Source organism: Nocardia pseudobrasiliensis NBRC 108224 (genome assembly GCF_001613105.1).
GTDB classification, from domain to species: domain Bacteria; phylum Actinomycetota; class Actinomycetes; order Mycobacteriales; family Mycobacteriaceae; genus Nocardia; species Nocardia pseudobrasiliensis.
On the sequence record NZ_BDBS01000043.1, the window covers coordinates 92,510 to 117,167 of the forward strand.

The window sequence follows — 24,658 nt, forward strand, 5'->3', positions numbered from 1 at the left end:
ACTTAGAAGCGGGCGAGCCGCCCGACCAACGACACTCTCGCATGACCGGTATGCGCGCAGCGCATGATCGAGGGTGCTTGCGGGGCAAGCCTTTGCCGTGACCCGCGCTCGCGCAGGGTAGCAACTTGCTACGATTTTCTGGGTTGCCGAGGAGGCGTGGTGGTATCGGAAGACAGGAGGGTGCCGGAAGGCGTCGATCCGTCCAAACCCAATGCCGCCCGAGTGTACGACTATCTGCTGGGCGGTAAGGACAACTACGAAGTCGACCGAATGCTGGCCGACCGAATGCTCGCGGTCGCACCGGACAATCGGACGCTTGCGTGGTTCAGTCGGCAATTCCTGTTGCAGGCCGTACGCTTGGCCGCCGAATCCGGGATCCGGCAATTTCTCGATATCGGTGCGGGCATTCCGACCTCGCCGAGCGTGCACGAAGTGGCACAGAAGGTCGATCCGGACGCGCGAGTGGTGTCCATCGATTACGACCCGGTCGTCTACGCGCACACCAACGGCATGCTGTCCGGAATACCCGGTGTGACGCCGATGTTGGCCGATGCCCGCGATCCCGACATCATCATCGAGCGTTCCCGGGCCGAGGCCGGAATAGATTTTCAGCGGCCGGTCGCGATTCTGCTCGTGGGCGTGCTGCATTTCATCATGGACGACGAGCGCCCCGATCGGATGATCGCGCGGTATCGCGACGCCATGGCGTCGGGTAGTTATTTCGCCTTCACACACGGATCGGTCGAAAGCGATGAGGAATTCGTCAATCAGACGCTGAAGGCGACGGTCGGAAGTACCGCCCAGTTCGTCTTTCGCTCGCGCGCGAAGGTCCGGACATTTCTCGACGGCTTCGAGATTCTCGAACCCGGCGTCGTTCCGCTGCAGGATTGGCTCGGCGGCGATCTGCCCCCGACCGTCGTGAACATCATGTCCGGGCTCTGTCGCAAACCTTGAGCGGGTCTGTCCGAATTACCGCAATTCCTCGGCCGCGGCCATCATCACCTCGCGCGACCGCTCCGGCCGTTCGGACTGCACGGCCAGGCGGTCCATCACCTCGCGGTACAGCTCGATATCGTCGCGGCGGTCCAGATACAGCGCGCTGGTGAGCTGTTCGAGGTAGACGACATCGGGCAGTTCCGTTTCGGCGAAGCGCAGCATGGTGAACGAACTCCCCGCCGCCGCATGGCCGCCCGCGGCGTAGGGCAGGATCTGAATCGTCACATTGCGCCGGTAGGACATCTCGACCAGGTGGTCGATCTGCTCGCGCAGCACGATCTTTCCGCCGATCGGCCGATGCAGCACCGCCTCGTCGAGCACCGCCCACAGCGTCGGCCCGCCACGCACCTCGAGGATCTCCTGACGCTTGCGACGCAGTTCGACCCGCCGGGCGGCATTGGTGTTCTCGTGGCCGAGCGCGACGACCGCGCTGGCGTAGTCCTCGGTCTGCAGCAGGCCCGGAACCAATTGGCCCTCGAAGGTTCGGATCGCCATGGCCGCGCCCTCGAGACCGAGATAGGTCTCGAACCAGGACGGCAGCAGATCGCCGTAGCGGTGCCACCAGCCCGGTTGATTCGCCTTACGCACCAGGTCCAGGAAGGCGTCGCGCTGACCGTCATCAGTGACGCCGTACAGGTCCAGCAGATCGCGGATATCGCGTTCCTTGAAACCCGTGCGCCCGAGCTCGAGTCGGCTGATCTTGGCGTGTGAACCCCGAATGTAGTCGCCCGCACCCTCACGCGTGATACCGCTCTGTTCGCGTAACTTGCGCAGCTGACCGCCGATCGCGATCCGCAATGCCGTCGGACCCCGTTCCGCGACATGCGAATCGACGACGTCGATCCGAATCTGTTCACCGACCATGGGGCCCACTCCGACATCCGAAGGTCATCGACGGGCCGCGCCGAACCCGCCGCGACCCACACCGCATTGCCCCATCGTAACGCCGGTCCCCCGAATTCATCGCATTCCGTGTCGAGACGCCCAGACCGCCCCCCTCCGGCAACGACGCCGCAACCACAATGCCCAGGTCAGCGACCTGCGCGTACCCGCGCGGCCAACCGACCGGTCCGGCACGCCGGCGCCCGAAGCCGCTGCCCGTCAACCGAATTGGAAATCCGGCGGACGATCGTTGCTGCGTGGTGGCGTGCGCCCATCCGGATACCTTGCACCGAGCGGTCTTTCGGTTTCGCATCCGAGCGACCCCGCGCCGATACCCATGGACACCTCGCTTTCGTCCGAAAGTTTGATTCTCGAGCGCAGGTCGGCGGGTATCGTCGGTAGGGTAGTTAGGGTACCCATACCTGGGGCCCTTCGGGTGAGTGGGACGAGGTAGTGGTGATATCGGAAACCAGTGGTCAGCCGGAGCCGTTCTCCGCGCAGATTCGCAGCGCGACCGCGGTGCAGCATGCGGAGGCGGAGAATACGACGTTCATGAGCGATATGCTCGGCGGGGCGCTGGGGGTCGAGGCGTTCTATCGGTACACCGGGCAGCTGTGGCATGTGTATCGCGCACTCGAGGCGCAGTGGGACGCGCTCGCGGAGGATCCGGTCGCGGGGCCGTTCGTGCGGCCCGAATTGGCCCGGCTCGCGCATCTGGAAGAGGATCTGGACCATCTGGGCGGCGAGAACTGGCGCGACGATATCGATCCGCTGCCGTCGACCGCGACCTATGCCGCCCGGATCGAGGAGTGCGCGCGCGACTGGCCCGCGGGTTACGTCGCGCATCACTACACCCGCTACCTCGGCGATCTGTCCGGCGGTCAGGTCATTCGCGGCACCGCGGAGAAGCTGTGGCAGCTACCCAAGCGCGGGGACGGCGTGCGGTTCTACGTCTTCGACCAGATTCCGAATCCGGCCGCATTCAAGCGTGAGTACCGAATCATGCTCGATCAGCTGGCGGTCGATGATCTCGAGAAGCAGCGCGTACTCGGCGAATGCCGCCGCGCCTTCGATCTGAACACCGCCATGTTCCGCGAACTCGGGGCCGAATTCCCGGTCCGGCAGCGGGGCTGACACTCAACTGGACAGCCGACCGGATGGTTGCCGGTCGGTTACCAACTGCATCCGACGGTTACATCAAAACCGTTGTCACACAGAAATTTCGGCGCTTCCACGTGGTGACACGTCCCACACCACGGGGAGCGCCGTTTGGTTGCGCGCACTCCGTGACCGCCGCTAAAGTTACTCATCAGTTAGGCACGAAGGTGTTCCTACCTCGGCCCGACTTCTGTTAGGGGGCCGATTCATCCACGTCCGCATCCACCGACGCATGTCGGACGAGCAATGTTGTGCGACAACAGCGTTCGAATGCAGGAGGGGCGATGGTTTCCTACATCGTGACGGGCGGCACCGGATTTCTCGGGCGCCGGGTGGTCCAGCGACTGCTGGCACGTGACCACGACGCGGTGGTGCATGTGCTGGTGCGCGAGGCCTCCGCGGCCAAACTGGCCGAGCTCGCCGCAAGCTGGGGCGCGGGCGATCGGGTCTTCCCGCTCATCGGCGACCTGACGGCCGAAAACCTTGGGCTGCAAGACGATCCGCCGCAGGCCGAACATGTGCTGCACCTGGGCGCGATCTACGATATGACCGCCGACGAGCAGGCATCCCACGCCGCCAATGTCGAGGGCACCCGCGCGGTGATCGCGCTGGCCACCGAGCTCGGGGCCATGCTGCATCACGTCTCGTCGGTGGCCGTCGCGGGCGATCACAAGGGCAAATTCTTCGAGGACGATTTCGACCTCGGCCAGAATCTCACCTCCCCGTATCACCGCACCAAATTCGCGGCCGAGAAGTCGGTGCGCGAGGCCGCGGGCCTGCGGTGGCGGGTGTATCGACCGGCGATCATCGTCGGCGATTCCCGCACCGGCGAGATGGACAAGATCGACGGGCCCTACTACTTCTTCCCGGCGATCGCGCGCCTGGCCGCGCTGCCGGATCTGCCGCTGCCGCTGCCGGATCTGGGCGCGACCAATATCGTCCCGGTCGACTACGTCGCCGACGCCATGGTCGAGTTGGTGCTGCGACCCGGGCTGAACCGGCGCACCTTCCACCTGGTCAATCCGGAACCGCAGTCCTTCGGCGATATCTACGCCGCGATCGCCCGCGAGGCCGGAGCGCCGACCGGAATCGGCACGGTGCCGGGCAGCCACGCCGCCCTCGGCGCGCTCGGGCACCTGCCCGGGGTGGCGCAGGTGCGCGATTTCCTGTTGCAGCAGTTGGGAATTCCCGCCGAGGTCGCCCCGCACACCTCCTTCGCCTCGGAGTTCGTCTCCGATTCCACCCGCGCCCAGCTGCGCGGCACCGGGCTGGCCGTGCCGCGATTCGAGGACTACGTCGGCAAGCTGTGGGAGTACTGGAGTGCGCATCTGGATCCCGATCGCGCCCGGCGCGGCGCGGGTAAGGATCCGCTGCGCGGGCGAATCGTGCTCATCACCGGCGCCTCCTCGGGCATCGGACTGGCCACCGCACACGCGGTCGCCGAGCGCGGCGCGACCGTGCTGATGGTGGCGCGCGGACTCGACGAGTTGGAGGCGGCCGCCGCGGCGGTGCGCGCCGAAGGCGGTTCCGCTCAGGCGTATCAGTGCGACATCACCGACGAGAAGGCGGTGGAGCTGCTGGTCAAACAGGTACTCGCCGATCACGGTCACGTCGACTACGCGGTCAACAACGCGGGCCGCTCGATCCGCCGCTCGGTACTCAACTCCACCGATCGCATGCATGATTTCGAGCGGACCATGGCCGTCAACTATTTCGGCGCGGTGCGGCTGATTCTGGCCCTGCTGCCGTCGATGCGCGAACGCCGCTTCGGTCATTTCGTCAACATCTCCTCGATCGCGGTGCAGACGAAGGTGCCGCGGTTCGCCGCATACGTGGCGAGCAAATCCGCGCTGGACACCTTCAGCGAAATCGCCGCGGTCGAAAACGCCGACGCCGGAATCACCTTCACCTCGGTGCGCATGCCGCTGGTCCGCACCCCGATGATCGCCCCGACCGATCTGTACCGCTCGATCCCGGTGCACACCCCCCAGCAGGCCGCCGATATCGTGGTGCGCGCCCTCGAACATCGCCCGGCCCGCATCGACACCCCCATCGGCACCTTCGCCCAGCTGGTAGATACGGTCATGCCCTCGCTGAAGAAGACGATCCTGCACCAGGGCTATCGCATGTTCGGCGAATCCGCTGCGGCCAAGTCCGATTCGACCTCACCCCCGGCGACCCCGAGCAAACCCGCCCGCAGCCCGCTGCTGGCCCTCGCCCCGGTCGTCCAGCCACTGATGGGCCTCCCGGCCCCAGCCGCCCGCATCGCCAACCGAATCCCGGGCCTGCACTGGTGATATCGCGGCCCGCGAGCACATCCGGTCGGCGGCTGTCGCAAACTCGCACACACTGCTAGGTTGCGGCGCGTGAAACGCAGGGTGCTGCTCGCGGGCGCGGGTGTGCTGGTTGTCGTGCTGGCGGCGTGTGCCGGGCTGTATGTATTGATGAATGCGCGCGGCTTTCAGCTCGCCGGGAAACTGGTGAATCGGGTCGAGACCGCGGAGAAGCTGGTGGCGCTCACCATCGACGACGGGCCCACCGAGCAGACCCCGGCGATTCTGGGGGTCCTTGCGGCGCAGCAGGTTCCGGTGACTTTCTATCTGGTCGGCCGGGATCTGGACGCGCGGCCGGAGTATGGGCGCGCGATCATGGCGGGTGGCCACGAGATCGGCAATCACAGCTATACCCATCGGCGGCTCGTCTTCGTATCCCCGGCGACCGTGCGCGCGGAGGTCGAGCGGACCGATGCCGCCATCGCCCGCATCGGGTATCGCGGGCCGGTCACGTTCCGGCCGCCCTACGGCAAGAAGCTGCTCGCGCTGCCGTCATATCTGGCCGATCACGATCGGACCACGGTGATGTGGGACGTCGAACCGGATTCCACGGGCGGGGCGAGCACCGAGCGGATCGTCGCCGACACCCTCGACGAGGCTCGACCGGGTTCGATCATCCTGCTGCACGCCATGTATCAGCCCAATTCGCTGGCCGCCATCGCGCCGATCGTGTCCGGACTGCGCGCCCGGGGCTATCAGTTCGTCACGGTGTCGCATCTGATGCGGCACTGAGACGGCGAAATTCACCGAGCCGCCGTGCGCGCGCCAATCCGATCTGCCAGAGTCGTGCCATGCGCGCTCGCCAACGTGTCCTCGGGATATGTGCCACGCTGTCGGTCCTGTCGCTGGTCGCGGGATGCGGCGGCGGTTCGGACAAACCCGCCGCCTCGCCGACGCCCGGCCCGGTTCCGCTGATCGGCACCGACAATCTGCCCGAACCGCAGCCGGGCGAGGTACATCTGTTCGCGATCAACGATCTGCACGGCAATCTGCAACCGCCGTCGGGCAGCAACGGCCAGATCGGCAGTTACACCGCGGGCGGCGCGGCCTATCTGGCCGCCCACCTGAACAGGTTGAAGGCGCGTTATCCGGCGAGCGCGATGCTGTCGGCCGGGGACAATGTCAGCGCCAGCCCGCTGGTGTCGGCACTGTTCCACGACGAGCCCACCATCGACTTCCTCGATACGGTCGGCCTGTCGGCCTCCTCGGTCGGCAATCACGAATTCGACCACGGCGTCCAGGAACTGGCCCGGCTGCAGACCGGCGGCTGCGCACCCGACGGTTGTTCGCCGGGTGCGCCGTTCACCGGCGCGAAGTTCCCCTATCTCGCGGCCAATGTCGGCGACGCCACCGGCCAGTTGCCACCCGCGCTGCGCCCCTGGACGGTCCTCGACATCGGCGGCCACAAGATCGGCGTGATCGGCGTCGTCACACCCACCACCGCCGATATCGTGCTGCCCGAGGGCATTCGGGGCTACCACTTCGGCGACGAGGTCGACGCGATCAACAAGACCGTGCCCGCGGTCCAGGCCGCCGGGGCCGAAACCGTGGTCGCGGTGCTGCACGACGGCGGCGCGCAACAGCCGAAGGGCCCGCTGGACTACAACGGCTGCGAGAACATCTCCCCCTCGGTGACCGATATGGCCCAGCGCACGGATCCGGCCGTGCGCGTACTGGTCACCGGCCACACCCATCAGGCCTACAACTGCACCATCGGCGGCAAACTCGTCACCCAGGCCGCCTCCTACGGCCGCCTCATCAGCGATATCTCGTTGCGCTTCCACGACGGCACGGTCGACGCCAAGGCCACCAACCGCGTGGTCACCCGCGATATCGCACCGGATCCCGACGCGGCCGCGCTGGTCGACTTCTACGCCGCCCAGGCCGAGCCGCTCGCCAAACGCCTCCTGGGCACGGCCACCGCACCGCTGCCGAACAAAGCGCTGCCGGGCGGGGATTCGCCCCTCGGTGACGTCATCGCCGATTCGATGCTCGCCGCACTCGCCCCCGAGGCGGTCGCGGCCTTCATGAATCCGGGCGGGGTGCGCGCGGATCTGCCCGCGGGCCCGATCACTTACGCCCAGGCTTATACCGTGCAACCGTTCGGCAATCAGGTGGTGAGCGTGCGGCTCACCGGACAGCAGATTCTGAGTCTGCTCGAACAGCAGTGGGACAACGTCAGCAAACCCAATACCCTGTCGGTCGCGGGCATCACCTACGCCTTCAGCGACGCCGCGCCCAAAGGTCACAAGGTTCTCGCCGACACCGTCCGCATCGGCGGACAACCGCTCAATCCCGTGGCCGTGTACACCGTGTCCACCAACAACTTCCTGGCCTCCGGCGGTGACGGATTCACCGTCTTCACCCAGGGCAGCCCGGCACGCGTCGGCCCGACGGATCTCGACGCCCTCGAGTCGTATCTGAAAACTCACGGTGCGGTCGAGCCCCCGTCGGGCCGGATCGAGCGCCGCTAGAGGCGGTCGGCGGCGAAGTTCGCCGCGGCCACGAAGTCGGCGCCGTAGGCGACATGCGCGGCCGGGTTCAGCCCGCCCGCGCATACCGGATCGCCGGTGGTGCAATAGTTTCCGGTCCGCCACAGATAGCCCTCGGGCAGATTCCAGCCGATCAGCCGCAGCGGATCACCGAACAGCAGCACCACCGCCACTCGCGAGCCCAGATCCCCGTCCACCCGGACCGCGCCCGGCACATCGAGGGTGGCTCCGGTGCCCAGCGCCGTGTGTACGACCGCCGCGCCCTGCGAGTAGCCGACCAGGACGAATCGCTGCGCGGGACATACCGCGGCCTGATGGGCCAGGTGCGCAACGAGATCCGCGCTGCCGTCGCCTATGGAGTAGGTGTCGGTCAGATCGGCCGGGTAGTTCACCCGGTAGGCGCTGGTGCCCATCGGCAACCGATCGCTCAGCACGCCGTAGAGCGGATCGCCCACCTCGCTGCCCAGATAACCCGGTTCCTGAGTTCCCCTGGCCACCACCACATCCACATCGGCGCACGATCGCGCGGTGGCCTGCGGCGTCGGGTACAGCAGACCCGTGCTCACCAGTGCTGCGGCGAATACCCAAGCGGCATGCCATTTTCCGGACAGCCGCACCTTCCGGTCGCCCATTGTTCTCACCTTCTCACGCCGTTGTGAGCAGGCCCGCTTCGTGACTGTTGTCAAAGACTATTGTCTCGGCCTGATATGGCCCAAGGTAAGGAGGAATCAAGGGAACGGCAACGAGATCTACGGGAGAGATACCCAATCGCCGCGCAACCGTATCCGGCCGAAAGTAACGTTCCACCAGCGATTTCGATTCGACGAACCAACCGGTATGTGACAGATCTCCCGATCATTCCCCCCGAACGCTAGAACAGGTTCTCATAGGCTGGACGCATGGAACGAATGACCGGGCTGGACGCCAGCTTTCTGTATCTGGAGACCGATACCCAACTTCTGCACGTCTGCGCGCTGATCGTCCTGGACCCCGTGGCCGACGGCGCGAACTACCAATTCGCCGATCTGAAGGCCGAACTCGGCCGCCGGTTGCATCTGGTGCCCTCGATGCGCCGCCACATCCATCGGGTGCCGTTCGATCTCGATCATCCGGTCTGGGTCGAGGACACCCACTTCGATCTGGATTATCACGTGCGGCGCATCGGAATTCCGTCGCCGGGCGGACGTCGCGAGCTGGCCGAACTGGTGGCCGATATCGCGGGCCGTCCGCTCGATCGAGACCGGCCGCTGTGGCAGCTGTGGGTGGTCGAGGGGGTGGCCGACGGGAAGATCGCGATCATCTCGAAGTATCACCACGCGGCGGTGGACGGGATCACCGGCACGCAGATGATGATGCATCTGTGCGATCTGGAACCGGGCGTGCGCTATCCGGAACCGGATGAGCGACGGCCCGCCGAATCCTCGCCCAACGACCTGCTTCTCGCGGCCGAGGGTCTGCTGCGGTTCCCGACCAAGCTCGGCGCGTTCGGCATGCTGCCCAAAACCCTCGGCATGGTCGGCGGTTTCATCGGACGACGGCGAAAGACCGAGAAGGGCATGGCGATTCCGTTCACCGCGCCGCGCACACCGTTCAATCGCACGATCAGCCCGCATCGTTCGGTCGCGTTCACCAAGACCGCCCTGGGTGACATCAAGGAGATCAAGGCGGCGTTCGGGGTGAAGGTCAACGATGTGGTGCTGGCCGTGGTCGGCGGCGCGCTGCGCGAATATCTCGACGCTCACGGCGAATTGCCCGACAGCTCGCTGTTCGCGTCGGTGCCGGTGTCCACCCACACCACCTCCCGCCACGACCGGGGTATCAACAAGGTGTCGACGCTGTTCTGCCGGCTCTACACCGATGTGGCCGATCCGGTCGAGCGGCTGCGCCTGATCGCCGAGGCCAATCGGGGCGCCAAACAGGAGCACGATCTGATCGGCGCCGACTTTCTGCAGGACTGGGCGAAGTACGCCCCGCCCAACACCTTTCAACTGGCCGCGCGGGTGTACTCCTCGTTCAAGCTGGCCGAGCGGCATCCGGTCGTGCACAATCTGGTCATCTCGAATGTGCCCGGGCCGCAGGCGCCGATGTATTTCCTCGGCTATCGGATCGATTCGATGTATCCGTTCGGACCCGTCTTCCACGGGGCCGGACTCAATGTCACCGTGCTGTCGGTCGGTGGCAGCCTCGACTACGGTTTCATCGCCTGCCGGGAGCTGATACCCGATCTCGAGGCGATGGCCGACGCCGTGCACGACGCGGTCGCCGAGTTGCTGAAGGCGGCCCGCGCACAGGGCTGAGCGCTCACAGCCTCGCGGTCACCGCCGCACAGGCCTCGAGGAGCACAGGGACAAAGGCGTCCGCCTCGAGTACGCACGCCGCGTGTCCGGCGCGCGCCAGGAAGATCTCCGCCCCGTCGATCAGCTTCGCCATCTCCAACTGCCGATGGACCGGCAGAGCCCGGTCGTGTGTCGTGATCACCACCGACACCGGCAGTTTCAGGCTCTCGAGCCACGGCTCGGAATCGAATTTCCCCAGCGCCGCGACGGCCTGCGCCATCGCCCAGCCATTGGCCGTGCGCAATTCCCCCAGCGCCCACCGATCGATCCGCCCCGGATTCCAGGACACCTGCGGCAGATCCGGCAACCGCGCCGCCGCCCGGGCCACCCGCCGCGCCGCCAATTCCGCCGCGGTGGTCGCGAATACGCTCATCGTGCGATGGAACGCCCGCTCGCGCCACTTCTCCTGGAACCGATAGGTCGTGGCGCACAGCACGAGCCCGCCGATACGCCCCGGATGCCGATGCGCGGCAAGCTGACCGACGATCCCGCCCATCGAATATCCGACCAGTACGGGTTTGTCGATACCGAGCAGATCGGCCACCGCGACGGCGTCATCGGCGAGATCGTCCAGCACGAACCGCTCCGAGCGAATCCCGTGCCCGTGCCAGCGCTGGTCGTAGAGCACCACCCGATACCGCCGCGACAATTCCTCGAGGGCCGGAAACCAGTTGAGCATCGCGGTGGTGACCACCCCGTGCAGCAGCATCAGCGTGGGCGCGTCCGGCGGCCCGGGAATATCGACCAGATACGTCCTACCCCGCCCCGGCAGCTCCACGAGGGTTCCGCCCGGCACCTCGCGCATTCGCGAAACCCGTTCACCGAAGCGCCGATTCGACCGAGCCTGCGCCATCGACTGCCTCCCGCCGCGTACCCGCCGAGCCGACGGATTAGAACGTGTTGCAGTTCATGATGCCACAGCGGTGTACCCGGCGGATGATCGCGTCTACGTACAGGCGGCGATGCTGTTCGCGGTCGTCGCCGGGGCGACGGTTGTGATCGGGGCGGGAGTGGTGACGACGGTCGGCGGCGGGGGCGGGTTGTACAGACGCAGGCCGGTCGAACGAATCTCACCGGGGGTGACGGCCAGGTCGGGGATCTGTAATTGGTTGCCGTCGATATCGGTGATCAGCGCGGTGAACGGGCCGGGGCCCGCGCCGGAGATGGACCAGTAGTTGTCCATCCCGCGGTTGAGGACGTGGCCGGGGCCGCCCGCGTCGGGGCGGATCTCGACGCGGCTCAACGGGTTTCCGGTGTCGGCGAACAGCAGGCCGATCCAGGCGTCGGAGGAGCCGTCCTGGACGCGGTAGCGCACTTCCGGAGGCGGTCCGGGATCGTGTACGCGGCTCAGGTGGATCCCGGCCACACCGGGTTTCTGTTCGGCGATCCGGGTGAATGCCGCGGTGCTCAGGTCGTATTGGTGCGCGCCGCAACCGGGGCAGCGATCGACGACCTGGGCGCGCACGCTGCCGAGCGGGCCCGCGATGTCGAGATAGGTGCCGCAGGCCGCGCCGCCCGCGTATTCGTCGGTGGGCACGCCGACGTAGTAGCCGTCCATCGGCAGATCGGGAAATGAGCAGGAGACATTCTGATTGAACACGTAGTAGCGAGCCTGTCCGCTGCTCGCGGGATCGCGGCGCTCACCCCCCGGAACCGGTTCGGCGACGGGCGGATTCGTCGTCGGCACGACGAACCGCGTGGTCGTGGAGGGTAACGCGCCGACCGACGCCGATCGGCAGGTGGGCGACTGCGGATGTACCACCCACACCACGAAGCTCACCACGCCCGCCAGAACCAGCGCGCCCAGCACCCACGGCCATGCGGCACGGACGTGTTGCTGCTGTGTTACCCGATGCATGTCCCCTGCCTCCGGTTCACCTCACGCCGCTTTCTTCACAGCAAAGCAGCAGTACCCGGTGTGTTGGACATGAATCGCGAACTAGGAGTGTGGGAGTCGGCGTGTCTGCGGCGTGTCAGGGTACGAGGACGGCTGCGCCGGCAAACTTTCCGTGCGCCAGATCCGACAGCGCGCGGGCGGCGTCATCCAGCGGGTACGGATGGACGGTCACCTCGAGGCGATGTTGCGCGGCGAACGCCAGGAATTCGCGGGCGTCGTTTCGAGTGTTGGCGGTGACCGAGCGGATCTCGCGCTCCTGGAACAGATGTCGCTCATAGTTCAGGGCCGGGATGTCGCTGAGGTGAATACCCGCGATCGACAGCACCCCGCCGCGATCGAGCGCGGTCAGCGCGGGTAGCGCCAACTCGCCGACCGGCGCGAACAGAATCGCCGCGTCCAGGGCGACCGGCGGCGGATCGGCCGCGCCCTGCGCCGAGGCCGCACCGAGGGCCAGCGCGAGCTCGCGGGCCTTCGGGTCCCGGGTCATGACATGGATTTCCGCGCCGCGGGCCAGGGCGACCTGCGCGGCGAGATGGGCGCTGCCGCCGAATCCGTAGATACCCAATCGGCCACCGTCGGGCAGCGACGCCCGTTGCAGAGCGCGGTAGCCGATGATGCCCGCGCACAGCAGCGGGGCCAATTCGGCGTCGGTGTAGCCGTCCGGCAGCGGGTGTGCGTAATCGGCGGGCACGGTCGCGAATTCGGCGTAGCCACCGTCGGCGTCCCAGCCGGTGTAGCGGGAGTTCGGGCACAGGTTCTCCGCACCGCGCAAGCAATACCTACAGGCTCCGCACGTGTACCGCAGCCACGCGATACCCACTCGATCGCCGACGGCGAATTCCGCATCGGCTCGCGGTCCGAGCTCGATCACCTCGCCGACCACTTCATGCCCCGGCACCACCCCCGGCCGATGCACCGCCAGATCCCCTTCGGCCACATGCAGATCCGTGCGGCACACCCCGCAGGCCAGCACCCGCACCAGCAACTCCCCCGGCCCCGGCTCGGGGACCGCCACGCGCGAGCGCTCGAGCGGACCGTTGTCGATCGGTCCCGGCCGGACCACCCGCCAGGCCGTCATCGTCGCGTCACTCACCCGCCATCAATCCTTCCATTCGGATGCATTCGAGATTAATCCCATCTCCGCGTCGCGTTCGCCTGCCGTTGACCTGCCTCGTCGAAGTTGTTTTCGAGGTTCGAAACAGTAACGGCGGCAACGTGATTCAAATGGAGAGGAAGTTCTCGATGCGTGGTAGAGCAGCCCTGGTGGGCGCCTTCGCGGTCGTGGCGACACTGCTGACGACGGCCCCCTCGTACGCCTGGGGCGAACAGGGCCACAATGTCGCCGCCGCGATCGCCGAGCTGCGGTTGAGCCCGGCGGCCCGTGACGAGGTCGCACGGCTGCTGTCCGATGAGGCCGATCCTACCCTGGCCGGGGTCTCCACCTGGGCCGACGACATCCGCAAGAGCGATCCGGATCTGGGTAAGCGTTCGGCGCCCTGGCATTACGTCAATATCGCCGAGAACGACTGCGCCTACGCGCCCGCGGTCAACGGCAACGACGGCCAGAACGTCATCGAGGCGCTGCGAGCCCAGACCGCGATCCTCGCCGACAGGTCCCGCTCCGACGACGACCGCAATCAGGCGCTGAAATTCGTCGTCCACTTCGTCGGCGACGTCCACCAGCCGCTGCACGCCGGCTACGCCCGCGACCGCGGCGGCAACGAGGTCAAGGTGACCTATCTGGGCCGCACTACCAATCTGCATTCGGTCTGGGATGCCCGCCTGCTCGATACCCGGCACGCGAGCAACGACGACGAGGTCAAGCGCGTCCTGGCCCTGCCCGCCCCCGATCTGCCCGCGCCCCAGCCGGATACCGATCCGATCGCCTGGGCGCAGGAGAGCTGCCGCATCGTCAAGCAGCCGGGCTTCTACCCGGAGTCGTCGACCATCGGCGACGACTACACCCGCCGATTCCTGCCGGTCGCCGAATCCCAGCTGCGCCTCGCCGGTGAGCGCCTCGGGCGGCTGTTGAACGCGGTGCTGGATCCCGCGGGCGGCAAATAGGTCACTGCTGCGTGCCCCGCGGGGGTTGCAGGGCACGCAGCAGTGTTTCGGCGAGGGTGTCCAGGTAGCCGGGTTCGATCGAGGCGCCGCGCACCGACTGCCGCCAATACAGGGGGGCGGCAAGCAGATCCAGCGCCAGTTCGATATCCAGATCGGTCGCGAGTTCGCCGCGGTCGATGGCGCGCCGCAGCACCTCGACGCCGCGTTCGCGGCGCGGAAGGCCGATCGTGGCGGTAATCGCCTCTCGCAGTGCGGGATTGCGCGCCGATTCGGCGACCAGATCGGGCAGGATGCGCGCGAAACGCGGATGGGTCAGCCAATCGAACACCGCGTCGAGCAGGGCGCGCACATCACCGCGCAGCGATCCGGTGTCCGGGACCGCGGCGTGGTCGAGGCTGAATTCGGAGACGACCGCGATGACCATGTCGTGTTTGGCGGGCCAGCGGCGATACAGCGCGCTCTTGCCCACACCGGCGCGCTTCGCGACGGCCTCCATCGAGAGCCGCGCGTAGCCCTGATCGGCCAACTCGTCGAGGACGGCCTCGGTGATGGATCGGGTGATCTCCGGCTGCAGTACGGCCGCGCCGGTCGGTGTGCGACGTCCCATGCGGGCAGTATAGCGAGTGGACGGGACGGTACCGTCCCGTTTACCATCGTCGGGACGGTACCGTACCGTCCACCCCTTGACGGAGAGTGTCATGACCCCTCGCGAACTCGTCGGCCAGGCCCTGCGCCTGCTATTGGACAAGGACATGGCCGGATTCGCCGGTCTGTGGGCGCCCGACGGCGTCATGGAATTCCCGTTCGCCCCGCCCGGATATCCGCGGCGGCTCGACGGCCGCGCCGCGATCGCGGAGTATCTGCGCGGATATCCGGACATCCTCGACATTCGCGAGATCTCCGAGGTGCGCGTCCATCAGAGTCTCGATCCGGCCGTGGTCGTCGTCGAATTCCGGGCGGCCGGAATCGCCGTGGCGACCGGACAGCCCTATCGGCTCGACTACATCGCGGTGATCACGGTGCGCGACAACGCGATCGCGCACTATCGCGACTATTGGGATCCGGTCGCGGCCGTCACGGCCATCGGCGGTCTCGACCGGCTGATCGACGCCTTCACCGGGTGGTCGCGATGAGCGACGTGCTGATCCTCGGCGCGACCGGAACGACCGGCAGACGGGTTTCGGCATTCCTTGCCGCGCGGGGCATTACGACCCGCCTCGCCTCCCGCTCGCCGGGCTCGGATCCCGCGCGGGTGCGATTCGATTGGACCGAGCCCAGCACCCACGCCGACGCGGTCGCGGGAGTGCGGGCGATCTATCTCGTCGCGCCGGTCGGTGTGCACGATCCCGTGCCGCTGGTCGAACCGTTCCTGCAACTCGCTCGGCGGCACGGGGTTCGGCGGGTGGTGGCGCTCGGATCCTCCGCGGTGCCCGAGGCCGATGCCGGTATGGGCGGTATCTATCGTGCCGTGCGCGCGATCATGCCCGAATGGACCGTCTTGCGACCGTCGTGGTTCATGCAGAATTTCGTCGGCGAACATGCGCTCGCGCGCGGTGTACACGACGGGGAGATCGTGTCGGCGACCGCGCGCGGCCGCATCGGATTCATCGATGCCGGTGATATCGCCGCGGTCGCCGGACATGCGCTGATCGACGAGATCGCGCACAACACCGAACATGTGCTGACCGGTCCGCGCGCCCTCGGGTACGACGAGGCCGCGCGGATCATCTCCGAATCGACCGGACGCCGGGTGCGCCACCGATCGATCCCCGCCGACGAGTTGGCCCGGCGCTGGGAAGCCCGCGGTCTCGCACCCGAATTCGCCGCCATGCTCGCCGCGCTCGATGAGGATATCGGCCGGGGCGGCGAGGACCGGGTCACCGATACGGTCGTCCGGATCACGGGTCGCACGCCGCGCGCGTTCGCCGAATTCGTCGAACGGGAGATGATTCCCGGCCGATCGATCAATTCTCGAGGTGGTCGAACATGCCGGGTTCGTAGGATCCGCCGGGCATGCGGGTGATGACGCCGAGGCGGTTGGCCGCGTTGATCAGGGCCACCGTGTAGACCAGGGCGGCGATCTGCTCGGCGTCGTAGTGCTTGCCCACCTCCTCCCAGGTCGCATCGGAGACGCCCGGGTTGGCATCGGCCAGGCGGGTGCCCTCCTCGGTCAGGGCCAGCGCGGCCCGCTCGGGCTCGGTGAACACCGACGATTCCCGCCATACGGCAACCAGATTGATCCGGACGGCGCTCTCGCCGGCGGCGGCGAGCTCCTTGGTGTGCAGATCGGTGCACCAGCCGCAGCCGTTGATCTGGCTGGCGCGCAGTTCCATCAGCTCCAGGGTGGATTTGGGCACTGTCGACTGCATGATCGCCAGGCCGATATTGGCGAACCGCTTGCCGATCTTGGCGCCGATGACGCTGTCGTTGAGATTGATTCGGGGTTCCATGAGGGGCTCCTCACTGATCGTGCGGTGGTTTCGTTCGTGACGAACACCAGACGACGACCGACCGGGCCGCGTAACAACATCTCGAAGTGACGTGCGCCACGGCGTTTCGGTGTTACGCGGCGGCCGGGTCCGGCGTCTGGTGGTCATGGACTCGGCCACCGAGGCGTTCGTCGCCCACCGCAATCTGCTGTTCACCGTCGCCTACGAGATGCTCGGCTCCGCCGCGGATGCCGAGGATGTGCTGCAGGAGAGTTGGTTGCGCTGGGCTGGGGTCGATCCGGACACCGTGCGGGATCGGCGGGCCTATCTGGTCCGGATCGTCACCCGTCAGGCGCTCGACCGGCTGCGGGCCCTCGGGCGGCGGCGGGAGTCCTATGTCGGTCCGTGGCTGCCCGAACCGCTGCTGACCGCGCCGGATGTGGCAGAGGATGTGGAACTCGCCGAGAATGTCTCGCTGGCAATGCTTTTGGTGCTCGAGACCCTGAGCCCGATCGAGCGGGCGGTATTCGTGCTGCGCGAGGTGTTCGATCTGGACTACGACGAGATCGCCGACGCCGTCGACAAGAGCGCCGCGGCGGTGCGTCAGCTCGCGTATCGGGCGCGCTCGCATGTGGCCGCCCGCAGACCGCGCGGCGTGGCGTCCGCGACCGAGACCCGGGCCGCCCTCGCGGCGTTCCAGCAGGCGATCGAAACCGGCGAGCTGCGAAATCTGCTCGATATCCTCGCACCGGATGTGGTGTTCCTCGGCGACGGCGGCGGCGTTGCCAAGGCGGCGCTGTCACCGATCGTGGGCGCGGCGAAGGTGGCCCGCTTCCTGTCCGGCACACTGGGCAATCTCGCCGTGGTGACCCGGGAAGCCGTGCAGATCAACGGCTTTCCCGCGCTGATCATGCGACGGGACGGCGAGATCGACACCGTCGTGGCGATCCGAATCGGCGACGGCCTCATCACCGGCCTCTACGCCGTCCGCAATCCGGCCAAGTTGTCACGACTGCGCGACGAGACCGCCCTGTCCCGCCGCGGCGGCGAATAACCTTGCCCCACACCGATGTCCGGAGTGGCTGTCGTCACGTCCGGCGACCCGATGGATTGCCGATGCGTGGGTATTCGCCGCGTGAACACAGACCGCAGTCGCAGGAGGGAGTTCGACATGCCCACCCCACACGCCAAACGACATTCCGTGCACGCGGAACCGCGCTTCGGCACCGCCCGCTCGGCCCGACACCTGATCATGCTGTGGATCGCATTCGTAGCCGCCCTCGGCACGGTACTCGTCCTACTCTGACGATTCGAACATATATTCGATTCTCGAGCTATGCTCGTCCGCATGGTCAGCTCCCGTCACGAGGTCATGCACAGGATCTTCCAGCACGATCCGGCGGTCTTCGGGCGCGCGTTCCACGCCCTGGGTCTGCCGTTTCCCGAACCGATCGAGGTGGTCTTGGAGGCCACCGATCTCACCGAGATCAAACCCATGGAACGCCGGGTCGACACCGCGCTGCGGTTCGTCACGGCGCAGGGAGCTTTCCTACTCTTGATCGAGGCGCAGCAGCAGGACGACAACGACAAACCGCCCGCCTGGGCGTATTACGTCGCGTACTGCCATTCGAAATTCCGCATCCCGGTCGTCCTGCTCGTGGTCTGCCACGACCGCACCACCGCCACCTGGGCGGCCAAACGGATCGAGATCGGGCTGCCGGAGTGGCCCACGATGACCGTCATGCCGCTGGTCCTCGGGCCGCACAATGTCCCCGTCGTCACCGATATCGAGGAAGCGGCGCAGGACATCCCGCTCGCCACCCTGTCCGCGATCACCCACGCCAGCGATCCGTATATCGGTGACATACTGAAAACTCTGGCCACGGCATTGAAACGCCTCGACCCGGGTGACGACAATGCCATTACCTTCAGCGAACTGACCGAACTCGGTCTGGGCAACACCCGGCCGCCGACCTGTGGAGAAAGCTGATGCCTATCGACCGATCCTTCTTCCGTTCGGTCAGCTCCCAGAAACTGTTCGCCGAGATTCGTGAGGAAGCTCGCGCGGAGACACTGCAACGAAGCCTGCTGACGATCCTCACCCATCGCGGTTTCGAGCTGGCGCAGGCCGATCGCGACCGCATCGCCGCCTGTGACGATTCCGACCGACTTCAGACGTGGTTGGAACGAGCGATCGACTGCGCCACCGTCGACGAGGTCTTCGGCACTAAGTGATCGCGCCGGGCGGCAAGAGTCCGCGGCGGCGCTGTGCCATCCGCTCCCGCTCCTCGGGCGACAACGCCGCCGCCGCATCGGCTCGTCGCTTCGACATCGCCGCCAACTCCTCCGGGCTCAGTCGCGACGCGTACTCCGCACGCTGGCGCGACATCCGCTCGAATTCCGCTAGGGACAGGGGCTGATTCATGGTGATCGTCTCCTCGATCAATCGCAGGAATTCCGTTGCCGAGGGCTCGACCGCACGGTCGAGCCCGCCGAGCACACCGAGGAGCCGCGATCGCAGGCGCAGGGCGCGGGCGATCCGCTCGTCCACCGCCGCGAGTTGACGGTGCACGAGATCACGGGGATCGGGGGCGGGCTCGGCGTCGAGCAGCCGTCCGATCTCGTCGAGGGCGAAGCCGAATTCGCGCAGGGCGATGATGCGATGCAGCCGCCGGACGTCGGACTCGGTGTAGCAGCGGTGTCCGCCGCCGGTTCGCGACGACGGGGTCAGCAGGCCGAGCCGGTCGTAATGATGCAGCGCCCGCACCGTGATCCCGGTCGCCCGGGCCAATTCACCGACCCGCCATTCCCGTTCGGCCACAACCCACCTCCTCGATGTGCACCTTCGACGCTAGAACCTGACGCTGCGTCGGATTCAAGGGTGCGACGGGTCACATCGCGGAATCAGTCGGCGGGCAGCTCCACACCGGTGTCCGCGGCCTTGGCCGCGACATCCTCGGGGAAGACATTGCGGAACAGGAAAAGATCCTGGCCCAGACGCCAACCGGGGGCCAGGGCCACGGCATAACGCTCGAAGTAGCCCAGCTGCTTACCCATGAGAATCAGCTGTTCGGGGCCGAAGGCGCCGCGGCGCTTACCGAATTCGACCAGGCGGGCGGCCACCTTGCCCATATCCAACTGGGCGAGTTTGCCCGACAGCACCGGGGCCAGCGCGGTGGCGAGCTGGCGGCCGATGGTGGCGTCGTCGCCCGAATCGCCCTCCACCAGATCCAATTCGCGCAGCGCCCGAGCGACGGGACGGAAGTCTCCGTCGATCGCGCTGGCATGGAACAGCGCCCGCACGAATTCGCGCCACTGCGGGGTCATCTTGCCGACGATGCCGAAGTCGAGCATGGCCGCGCGGCCGTCGTCGAGCAGCCACAGATTCCCGGCGTGCACATCGCCGTGGAAAAGCCCGTGCACCACAACGCTTTCCACCCACGCCTTCACCAGTCGCCGGATCAGCAGTTCCGGATCGGGGTGCACCGCGCGGATATCGTCGAAGCGGTCCAGCGGCATACCGCGCATCCGCTCCATGCACAGCACGCGCGGACCGCTGTAATCCCAGAACACCTCGGGTACGACGACGCCCGAATTGTCGCCGAAGGCATGCAGATTGGCGCGGGCGCGCGTCTGATTGTCGGCCTCGTTGCGGAAGTCCAGCTCGGCGACCGTGGTCTCGTAGAGATCGCGCACCACGCCGTCGGCATTGGCGATGCGGGCATTCTCCGAACGCCGCTCCATCACTCGCGCCAGCCGATGCGCCGCGCGCAGATCGACGATCATCCGCCGCGCGATATCGGGCCGCTGCACCTTGACCACCGCCGGGCGGCCGTCGGCGAGCACGCAGCCGTGCACCTGGGCCACCGAGGCCGCCGACAGCGGCGTGTCGTCGAATTCGCGGAACAGTTCCGCGATCGGCTTGCCGAGATCGGCCTCGATGATCGCGCGCGCGTCCACCGCCGGGAACGGCGGCACATCGTCGAGACAGCGCAGGCAGGCATCGGCCAGCTCGCGCGGGAACGCGCCCGGCGAGGAGGCGATCAACTGACCCAGTTTCACGAACATCGGGCCGAGCGTCTCGAAGCCGTCGACCATACCGTCGGCCATGGCGAGGCGGCGCTTGCGGCGGCCGAAGCCGCCGGTCAGCATCCGCCGCGCCACCGAACCGCCGAGCACGACGCCGATCACCGCGGTCCGCCGGAATTCGGCGAAACCGAATTTCTCCAGCGCGGGCCGCAGCGGCGCCACGTCCGCCTGCTCCTCGGTATCCACGGCCGCGGCGGTCATCGGGCACTCACCTCGACCGCATGTCCGCGCGTTGTTCGTCCTGCCGGCTCACTCTGCACCGCTCCGACCGCCTTGTCCTAATCGTTCGAAACGCCCTATGTCGTCGACCCGTCCTACGGGTTATACGACGCAAAGTCTACGACTCGCGTGAGCGATCCCGGTGTCGGAGCCGTTTCGGCAGGTCGCGCGTCAGATCCCGCCGCCGCCACCGATCAGCCACGGATTGAACCCGCACCGCGGCTGCGGGGTCTGGCCCGGATCCAGCGCATTGAGCACCAGCGACAGCGCCCGCGGGGAGTACAGGATCGACAGATGATCGGACATATCCACTTCACACCCGTCCTGCAGGGTGATGTTGCGAACCTGCGCGCCGGGCCCGGGGCGCAGGAAGGTCAGATCGTAGGGCGTGGCGACCTCGTCGTAGCGGGTGCCGATCACGGTGTAGTCCACGCCGGGCACGGTGTCACCATCGGCATTGAGCCGATTGAGGAAATCCGAGCCCACGATCTGCTGTACGCCCGAGCGCCCCACCAGCAGTCCGGTCGGGGCGAGCACGTCCAGGCCCGCATTGGTGACCAACCGGCCCAGCCACGCGATGCCGCCGAGGGTGGTGCCGTGATTGGTTCCGGCAAGGGTGATCTCGTGATCGACCTTGTCCGCGCCGCCACCGAATTTCAGATACCACCGCGAGACCGGCGCGCCCTGGGAGTGCGCGAGGATATTCACCTTCCGCGCACCGGTCGCGTCCAGCACCCGATCCACGAACGCGCCGACCTGCTGCGCCGAGACGGTCATATCGCCCACACCGCTGCGCCCGGGCAGCACCGTGCCGAGGCCGCCGCCGTCGAGCACGTTCTCCCGACCGTAGTTGAAGGTGAAGACGCAGTATCCGGCGTTCTTCAGCGGTCCGCTCAGATAGGCGAAGGTCTCGTAGGCGGTGACCCAGGTGCCGTGCACCAGCACGATCGGTTCCGGATGCGCGCGCGACGGACGGCAGCCCCAGTCATTGGTTCCCGGCGGGGCCACATCGGGTTGCACCAGCCCCTGCGCGGTCGCGGTGAGCCAGGAGTTCTGCGCCGGACCGTTGCCCGCGGTATCCGCGGCGATCGATCGCGGGTCGGCGATATTGCTTTCCGTGATCGGCCCGGCCGATCGCGAATGCACGCCGTCGGCGATCTGATCGGCCAGCCGATGCTCCTGATCCGATACCGACGGCGGCGCGGCATGCGCACCGCCCGCCCCGACCCCCAGCACCGCGGCCACCACCGCCGCCGCGACGGTCATCGTTCCGCGGCGGAAACCTCTTCTCATTCCATGCCTTTCCCACACCACACAACCCGAATTCGCGGGTCACATGCTATGGACGCGGGCACGGCATCGCTCGAGTGTTAATCGCAGCTTCACGACACGCCGGGGACCGCTTCAGAGGCTGCCGCCACCGCCGATCAACCAGGGGTTGAAGGTGCAGGCGAGAGCGGGGGCCGCGGCGGGGTCGAGGGTGTTGAGAATGATCGACAGCACCCGGGGCGAGTACATGATCGTGACGTGGTCGGAGACGTCCTGTTCGCAGCCGTCCTGCAGGGTGATATTGCGAACCGTCGCACCGGGTCCGGGCCGCAGGAAGGTCAGATCGTAGGGCGTGGAAACCTCGTCGTAGCGGCTGCCGACCACGGTGTAGTCCACGCCCGACACGGTGTCGCCGCCCGCGTTGAGCTGATTGACGAAATCCGAGCCCACGGTCTGCTGAATTCCCGCATGCCCCACGAAGATCTCGACCAAGCCGAGCACATCGATGCCGAAGTTGTTGATCGCCCGCCCCAGCGCCCCGATTCCGTCGAGGGTGGTGCCGTGATTGGTTGCGGCGAAGGTGATTTCGCGATGTACCTTGTTCGCGCCGCCGTCGAATCTCAGATACCAGCGCGACATCGGCCCGCCCTGGGAGTGGGCGACGATATCCACCTTCGACGCGCCCGTGACGCCCAGGACGCGATCGACGAACTCCGCCAACTGTTTCGACGAATCCTGGATATAACCCGTGCCGCCTGTACCGGGCAGCATCGAACCCAGTCCACCGCCCTGCGGGAGATTCGCCCGTCCGTAATTGAAGGTGAACACGCAGAATCCGGCATCGGCGATCGGCTGACTCACATAGGAGAAGTTGTCGTAGGCGTTCTCCCAGGTGCCGTGGACCAGGATCACCGGTTCGGGATGCGCCGCGGTCGGCTTGCAATGCCAATCGTTGACACCGGGCGGCGCGACGTCCGGATGCAGCAGGCTGTAGCCGAAGGCGGCCAGGAACGCCGATTGCGCCGGGCCGTAGCCCACGGTGTCGGAGGCGGACCCACCGGCCGATCCGGAGCTGGAACCCGAACCGCCGTAACAATTTCCGGAGCCATTACCCGAGCCCGCTCCGCTGCCCGAGGTGCACGCGCTCCCGCTGTCGACAATGGGCACGGCCGCCTTGTCGCGCAACCCCTCGTGAATGTAATCGGCGAGGCGCTGTTCGAGCTGCCGCGCGGTCTCGGCGTGCGCGCCCGCGGAAAATCCCGCGGTGAGTGCGATGACCCCGAATACGATCGCGGCGCACGAGGCGGCGCGACGGATATTTCGTCTCATTCCATACCTTCCTGCGGAACCACAATGTTCGCCAGTTCCGTTGTCCGGCAAGTAATTCCGACTACGGAACCACATTCACCGTAGAACCGGGAAAGCCCGGGAAACAGGTGGTCGAGGGAGGTCTTCGAAATATCACGATTCCGTTGTGAGAGCCCGGTGAGAATGCACAACAGGCTATTTCGGCACACCCAACGCGGCGGCGATGGACTGCCACGCGTCGGGCAGCTGCGCGGCGAAGTCGGGCCAGGAATGCGTGCCCGCGGGCTGATATCGCACGGTCGCCGCGATTCCCAACTGCGTCAGGCGCGCCGCGAATCGTTCGGTGCACGAGCGCGCGCCCGCCTCGAGCGCCGCCCCGCCACCGGCCACCCGCAGCGCGTCGAGCATATCGGGCGCGGTGGCCACGGTCAGCAGGTCCGGAACGCTGGGCAGACCGGTGGCGGCCGACAGGTAGATCGTGGTGCCGCGTAAGGCGTCCGCGCCGAGATAGCTGTCGTGCGCGGCCCATTCCGGCGAGGTCGGCGGACCCCACAGATTCTCCGGATTACCGCCGCGCGAGCCGACCGTGATCCGGGTGACGGCCTGCCCGAGATCATCCGCGGTGGAATAACATCCACTGATTCCGGCCGCCGCGCGGTACCGCCCCGGATGCCGCGCGGCCAACATCAGCGCCGCCTGCGCGCCCATCGACACCCCGGCGATCGCCCGCCGCCCGTCGCTGTGCAGATACGACTCCACGATCGGGGGCAGCTCATCGATGAGGAAGGTCTCCCAGCGGTTCAGGCCCAGCGTGTGGTCGTAATGGTCCCAGTCGCTGTACATGCTGCCGACCCCGCCGGTGGTGAACACCACGTCCACCGGTTTGTCGGAGAAGTACTGCGCCGCGCCGCCTTTGGTGAGCCAGCCCGAGACCGGACCGGCTTCCACCCCGTCGAGCATGTACAGCGTCGGCCGCGGTCCGTCCCCGGATCCGCGCAGAACGTCGACCGCGATCACGCGCCGCATCGACGCCGAGGCCACATACAGCCGCTCCCAGCCCGGCGCGCGATATTCGATGCGTTCCAAGCCCGTTCGGGTGATCGCCGGATCGATCACCGGCGGTGCGGGATCGGGCGGCACGTCGGCCGCGGCGGGCGCCGCGGTCAGCAGGGCCGCGGCCGACAGG

The 24,658-nt window shown here is 67.0% G+C and carries 25 protein-coding genes; 13 read left to right on the plus strand and 12 right to left on the minus strand.

The genetic code is table 11. From position 1 onward, the window contains the following. Positions 1-159: 159 nt before the first annotated feature. Entirely contained in the window at positions 160-954 is a 795-nt protein-coding gene (locus tag NP4_RS30365) for an SAM-dependent methyltransferase (protein ID WP_068005338.1), read from the plus strand. A gap of 15 nt (positions 955-969) precedes the next feature. Here the strand turns inward: NP4_RS30365 and NP4_RS30370 are convergent, their stop codons facing one another. After that, positions 970-1,860: a Sco1979 family transcriptional regulator gene (locus tag NP4_RS30370; protein WP_068005267.1), complete on the minus strand. Its 891-nt coding sequence runs from the start codon at positions 1,858-1,860 to the stop codon at positions 970-972. A gap of 471 nt (positions 1,861-2,331) precedes the next feature. On the opposite strand from NP4_RS30370, the gene NP4_RS30375 reads away from it, so the two are divergent. The 4 genes from NP4_RS30375 (at position 2,332) to NP4_RS30390 (ending at position 7,843) form a co-directional block, all read left to right on the plus strand. Beyond that, complete coding sequence (locus NP4_RS30375; protein ID WP_245997092.1) at positions 2,332-3,012, plus strand: biliverdin-producing heme oxygenase; 681 nt, start codon at positions 2,332-2,334, stop codon at positions 3,010-3,012. A gap of 308 nt (positions 3,013-3,320) precedes the next feature. Beyond that, positions 3,321-5,333, plus strand: coding sequence for an SDR family oxidoreductase (locus NP4_RS30380; RefSeq protein WP_068005268.1), 2,013 nt, complete (start codon positions 3,321-3,323; stop codon positions 5,331-5,333). A gap of 69 nt (positions 5,334-5,402) precedes the next feature. Further along, the gene (locus NP4_RS30385) at positions 5,403-6,101 is read left to right on the plus strand and encodes a polysaccharide deacetylase family protein (RefSeq protein ID WP_068005270.1); all 699 of its coding nucleotides are present in this window, start codon (positions 5,403-5,405) and stop codon (positions 6,099-6,101) included. A 59-nt stretch (positions 6,102-6,160) separates the two neighbouring features. Continuing rightward, a complete protein-coding gene (locus NP4_RS30390; protein ID WP_068005272.1) occupies positions 6,161-7,843 on the plus strand; it encodes a bifunctional metallophosphatase/5'-nucleotidase in 1,683 nt (560 codons plus the stop codon). Here the strand turns inward: NP4_RS30390 and NP4_RS30395 are convergent. Beyond that, a complete protein-coding gene (locus NP4_RS30395; RefSeq protein ID WP_068005274.1) occupies positions 7,840-8,493 on the minus strand; it encodes a cutinase family protein in 654 nt (217 codons plus the stop codon). The two genes, NP4_RS30390 and NP4_RS30395, sit on opposite strands and share 4 nt — an antisense overlap. 267 nt (positions 8,494-8,760) lie before the next feature. Here NP4_RS30395 and NP4_RS30400 point away from each other — a divergent pair, with 267 nt between their 5' ends. Then, complete coding sequence (locus tag NP4_RS30400; protein ID WP_068005276.1) at positions 8,761-10,158, plus strand: WS/DGAT/MGAT family O-acyltransferase; 1,398 nt, start codon at positions 8,761-8,763, stop codon at positions 10,156-10,158. A gap of 4 nt (positions 10,159-10,162) precedes the next feature. On the opposite strand, the gene NP4_RS30405 is transcribed toward NP4_RS30400, so the two are convergent. The 3 genes from NP4_RS30405 to NP4_RS30415 all read right to left on the minus strand — a co-directional run bounded on the left by NP4_RS30405 (position 10,163) and on the right by NP4_RS30415 (position 13,172). Then, the gene (locus NP4_RS30405; protein WP_068005278.1) at positions 10,163-11,050 is read right to left on the minus strand and encodes an alpha/beta fold hydrolase; all 888 of its coding nucleotides are present in this window, start codon (positions 11,048-11,050) and stop codon (positions 10,163-10,165) included. Positions 11,051-11,143: 93 nt separating this feature from the next. Further along, positions 11,144-12,055, minus strand: a complete 912-nt coding sequence (locus NP4_RS30410) for an expansin EXLX1 family cellulose-binding protein (protein ID WP_147287846.1) — start codon at positions 12,053-12,055, stop codon at positions 11,144-11,146. Between the two features lie 115 nt (positions 12,056-12,170). Beyond that, on the minus strand, positions 12,171-13,172 hold the full coding sequence (locus NP4_RS30415; protein WP_068005282.1) for a zinc-binding alcohol dehydrogenase family protein: 1,002 nt from the start codon (positions 13,170-13,172) through the stop codon (positions 12,171-12,173). A gap of 164 nt (positions 13,173-13,336) precedes the next feature. Here NP4_RS30415 and NP4_RS30420 point away from each other — a divergent pair, with 164 nt between their 5' ends. Beyond that, complete coding sequence (locus NP4_RS30420) at positions 13,337-14,158, plus strand: S1/P1 nuclease (protein ID WP_068005343.1); 822 nt, start codon at positions 13,337-13,339, stop codon at positions 14,156-14,158. 1 nt (position 14,159) lies between these two features. Here the strand turns inward: NP4_RS30420 and NP4_RS30425 are convergent, their stop codons facing one another. Continuing rightward, positions 14,160-14,765: a TetR/AcrR family transcriptional regulator gene (locus NP4_RS30425; protein WP_068005284.1), complete on the minus strand. Its 606-nt coding sequence runs from the start codon at positions 14,763-14,765 to the stop codon at positions 14,160-14,162. A gap of 91 nt (positions 14,766-14,856) precedes the next feature. Between NP4_RS30425 and NP4_RS30430 the strand changes: the two genes are divergently transcribed. Both NP4_RS30430 and NP4_RS30435 read left to right on the plus strand, forming a co-directional pair. Continuing rightward, entirely contained in the window at positions 14,857-15,291 is a 435-nt protein-coding gene (locus NP4_RS30430; RefSeq protein WP_068005286.1) for a nuclear transport factor 2 family protein, read from the plus strand. After that, the gene (locus NP4_RS30435; RefSeq protein ID WP_082876353.1) at positions 15,288-16,181 is read left to right on the plus strand and encodes an NAD(P)H-binding protein; all 894 of its coding nucleotides are present in this window, start codon (positions 15,288-15,290) and stop codon (positions 16,179-16,181) included. Before NP4_RS30430 ends, NP4_RS30435 begins: the two co-directional genes overlap by 4 nt. Here NP4_RS30435 and NP4_RS30440 read toward each other — a convergent pair. Beyond that, positions 16,123-16,608, minus strand: coding sequence for a carboxymuconolactone decarboxylase family protein (locus NP4_RS30440; RefSeq protein ID WP_068005290.1), 486 nt, complete (start codon positions 16,606-16,608; stop codon positions 16,123-16,125). The two genes, NP4_RS30435 and NP4_RS30440, sit on opposite strands and share 59 nt — an antisense overlap. A gap of 145 nt (positions 16,609-16,753) precedes the next feature. Between NP4_RS30440 and NP4_RS30445 the strand changes: the two genes are divergently transcribed. The 4 genes from NP4_RS30445 (at position 16,754) to NP4_RS42205 (ending at position 18,822) form a co-directional block, all read left to right on the plus strand. Beyond that, complete coding sequence (locus NP4_RS30445; protein ID WP_068005346.1) at positions 16,754-17,641, plus strand: RNA polymerase sigma-70 factor; 888 nt, start codon at positions 16,754-16,756, stop codon at positions 17,639-17,641. Between the two features lie 117 nt (positions 17,642-17,758). Next, positions 17,759-17,893: a hypothetical protein gene (locus tag NP4_RS42860; protein WP_255285577.1), complete on the plus strand. Its 135-nt coding sequence runs from the start codon at positions 17,759-17,761 to the stop codon at positions 17,891-17,893. Between the two features lie 42 nt (positions 17,894-17,935). Further along, positions 17,936-18,577, plus strand: coding sequence for a hypothetical protein (locus NP4_RS30450; RefSeq protein WP_211335771.1), 642 nt, complete (start codon positions 17,936-17,938; stop codon positions 18,575-18,577). Beyond that, entirely contained in the window at positions 18,577-18,822 is a 246-nt protein-coding gene (locus tag NP4_RS42205) for a hypothetical protein (protein ID WP_068005293.1), read from the plus strand. Before NP4_RS30450 ends, NP4_RS42205 begins: the two co-directional genes overlap by 1 nt. On the opposite strand, the gene NP4_RS30460 is transcribed toward NP4_RS42205, so the two are convergent. The 5 genes from NP4_RS30460 to NP4_RS30480 all read right to left on the minus strand — a co-directional run bounded on the left by NP4_RS30460 (position 18,815) and on the right by NP4_RS30480 (position 24,657). Then, on the minus strand, positions 18,815-19,408 hold the full coding sequence (locus NP4_RS30460) for a MerR family transcriptional regulator (protein WP_068005295.1): 594 nt from the start codon (positions 19,406-19,408) through the stop codon (positions 18,815-18,817). The genes NP4_RS42205 and NP4_RS30460 overlap by 8 nt on opposite strands. Before the next feature lie 83 nt (positions 19,409-19,491). After that, complete coding sequence (locus NP4_RS30465; RefSeq protein WP_068005297.1) at positions 19,492-20,877, minus strand: ABC1 kinase family protein; 1,386 nt, start codon at positions 20,875-20,877, stop codon at positions 19,492-19,494. A 189-nt stretch (positions 20,878-21,066) separates the two neighbouring features. After that, positions 21,067-22,161 carry a lipase gene (locus NP4_RS30470; RefSeq protein ID WP_245997094.1) on the minus strand — a complete coding sequence of 365 codons (1,095 nt, stop codon included), beginning with the start codon at positions 22,159-22,161 and terminating at the stop codon, positions 21,067-21,069. Positions 22,162-22,299: 138 nt separating this feature from the next. Continuing rightward, entirely contained in the window at positions 22,300-23,493 is a 1,194-nt protein-coding gene (locus NP4_RS30475) for an esterase/lipase family protein (RefSeq protein ID WP_068005301.1), read from the minus strand. 174 nt (positions 23,494-23,667) lie between these two features. Continuing rightward, positions 23,668-24,657: an alpha/beta hydrolase gene (locus tag NP4_RS30480; protein ID WP_068005303.1), complete on the minus strand. Its 990-nt coding sequence runs from the start codon at positions 24,655-24,657 to the stop codon at positions 23,668-23,670. Position 24,658: the final 1 nt, after the last annotated feature.

Excerpts from the sequence above, each read along its gene's own strand:
- NP4_RS30370 (WP_068005267.1), bottom strand. The coding sequence starts at position 1,860 with ATGGTCGGTGAACAGATTCGGATCGACGTCGTCGATTCGCATGTCGCG.
- NP4_RS30380 (WP_068005268.1), top strand. The coding sequence starts at position 3,321 with ATGGTTTCCTACATCGTGACGGGCGGCACCGGATTTCTCGGGCGCCGG.
- NP4_RS30390 (WP_068005272.1), top strand. The coding sequence starts at position 6,161 with ATGCGCGCTCGCCAACGTGTCCTCGGGATATGTGCCACGCTGTCGGTC.
- NP4_RS30395 (WP_068005274.1), bottom strand. The coding sequence starts at position 8,493 with ATGGGCGACCGGAAGGTGCGGCTGTCCGGAAAATGGCATGCCGCTTGG.
- NP4_RS30400 (WP_068005276.1), top strand. The coding sequence starts at position 8,761 with ATGGAACGAATGACCGGGCTGGACGCCAGCTTTCTGTATCTGGAGACC.
- NP4_RS30405 (WP_068005278.1), bottom strand. The coding sequence starts at position 11,050 with ATGGCGCAGGCTCGGTCGAATCGGCGCTTCGGTGAACGGGTTTCGCGA.
- NP4_RS30410 (WP_147287846.1), bottom strand. The coding sequence starts at position 12,055 with ATGCATCGGGTAACACAGCAGCAACACGTCCGTGCCGCATGGCCGTGG.
- NP4_RS30415 (WP_068005282.1), bottom strand. The coding sequence starts at position 13,172 with ATGACGGCCTGGCGGGTGGTCCGGCCGGGACCGATCGACAACGGTCCG.
- NP4_RS30420 (WP_068005343.1), top strand. The coding sequence starts at position 13,337 with ATGCGTGGTAGAGCAGCCCTGGTGGGCGCCTTCGCGGTCGTGGCGACA.
- NP4_RS30425 (WP_068005284.1), bottom strand. The coding sequence starts at position 14,765 with ATGGGACGTCGCACACCGACCGGCGCGGCCGTACTGCAGCCGGAGATC.
- NP4_RS30430 (WP_068005286.1), top strand. The coding sequence starts at position 14,857 with ATGACCCCTCGCGAACTCGTCGGCCAGGCCCTGCGCCTGCTATTGGAC.
- NP4_RS30435 (WP_082876353.1), top strand. The coding sequence starts at position 15,288 with ATGAGCGACGTGCTGATCCTCGGCGCGACCGGAACGACCGGCAGACGG.
- NP4_RS30440 (WP_068005290.1), bottom strand. The coding sequence starts at position 16,608 with ATGGAACCCCGAATCAATCTCAACGACAGCGTCATCGGCGCCAAGATC.
- NP4_RS30445 (WP_068005346.1), top strand. The coding sequence starts at position 16,754 with ATGGACTCGGCCACCGAGGCGTTCGTCGCCCACCGCAATCTGCTGTTC.
- NP4_RS42860 (WP_255285577.1), top strand. The coding sequence starts at position 17,759 with ATGCCCACCCCACACGCCAAACGACATTCCGTGCACGCGGAACCGCGC.
- NP4_RS30450 (WP_211335771.1), top strand. The coding sequence starts at position 17,936 with ATGGTCAGCTCCCGTCACGAGGTCATGCACAGGATCTTCCAGCACGAT.
- NP4_RS42205 (WP_068005293.1), top strand. The coding sequence starts at position 18,577 with ATGCCTATCGACCGATCCTTCTTCCGTTCGGTCAGCTCCCAGAAACTG.
- NP4_RS30465 (WP_068005297.1), bottom strand. The coding sequence starts at position 20,877 with ATGACCGCCGCGGCCGTGGATACCGAGGAGCAGGCGGACGTGGCGCCG.
- NP4_RS30470 (WP_245997094.1), bottom strand. The coding sequence starts at position 22,161 with ATGACCGTCGCGGCGGCGGTGGTGGCCGCGGTGCTGGGGGTCGGGGCG.
- NP4_RS30475 (WP_068005301.1), bottom strand. The coding sequence starts at position 23,493 with ATGAGACGAAATATCCGTCGCGCCGCCTCGTGCGCCGCGATCGTATTC.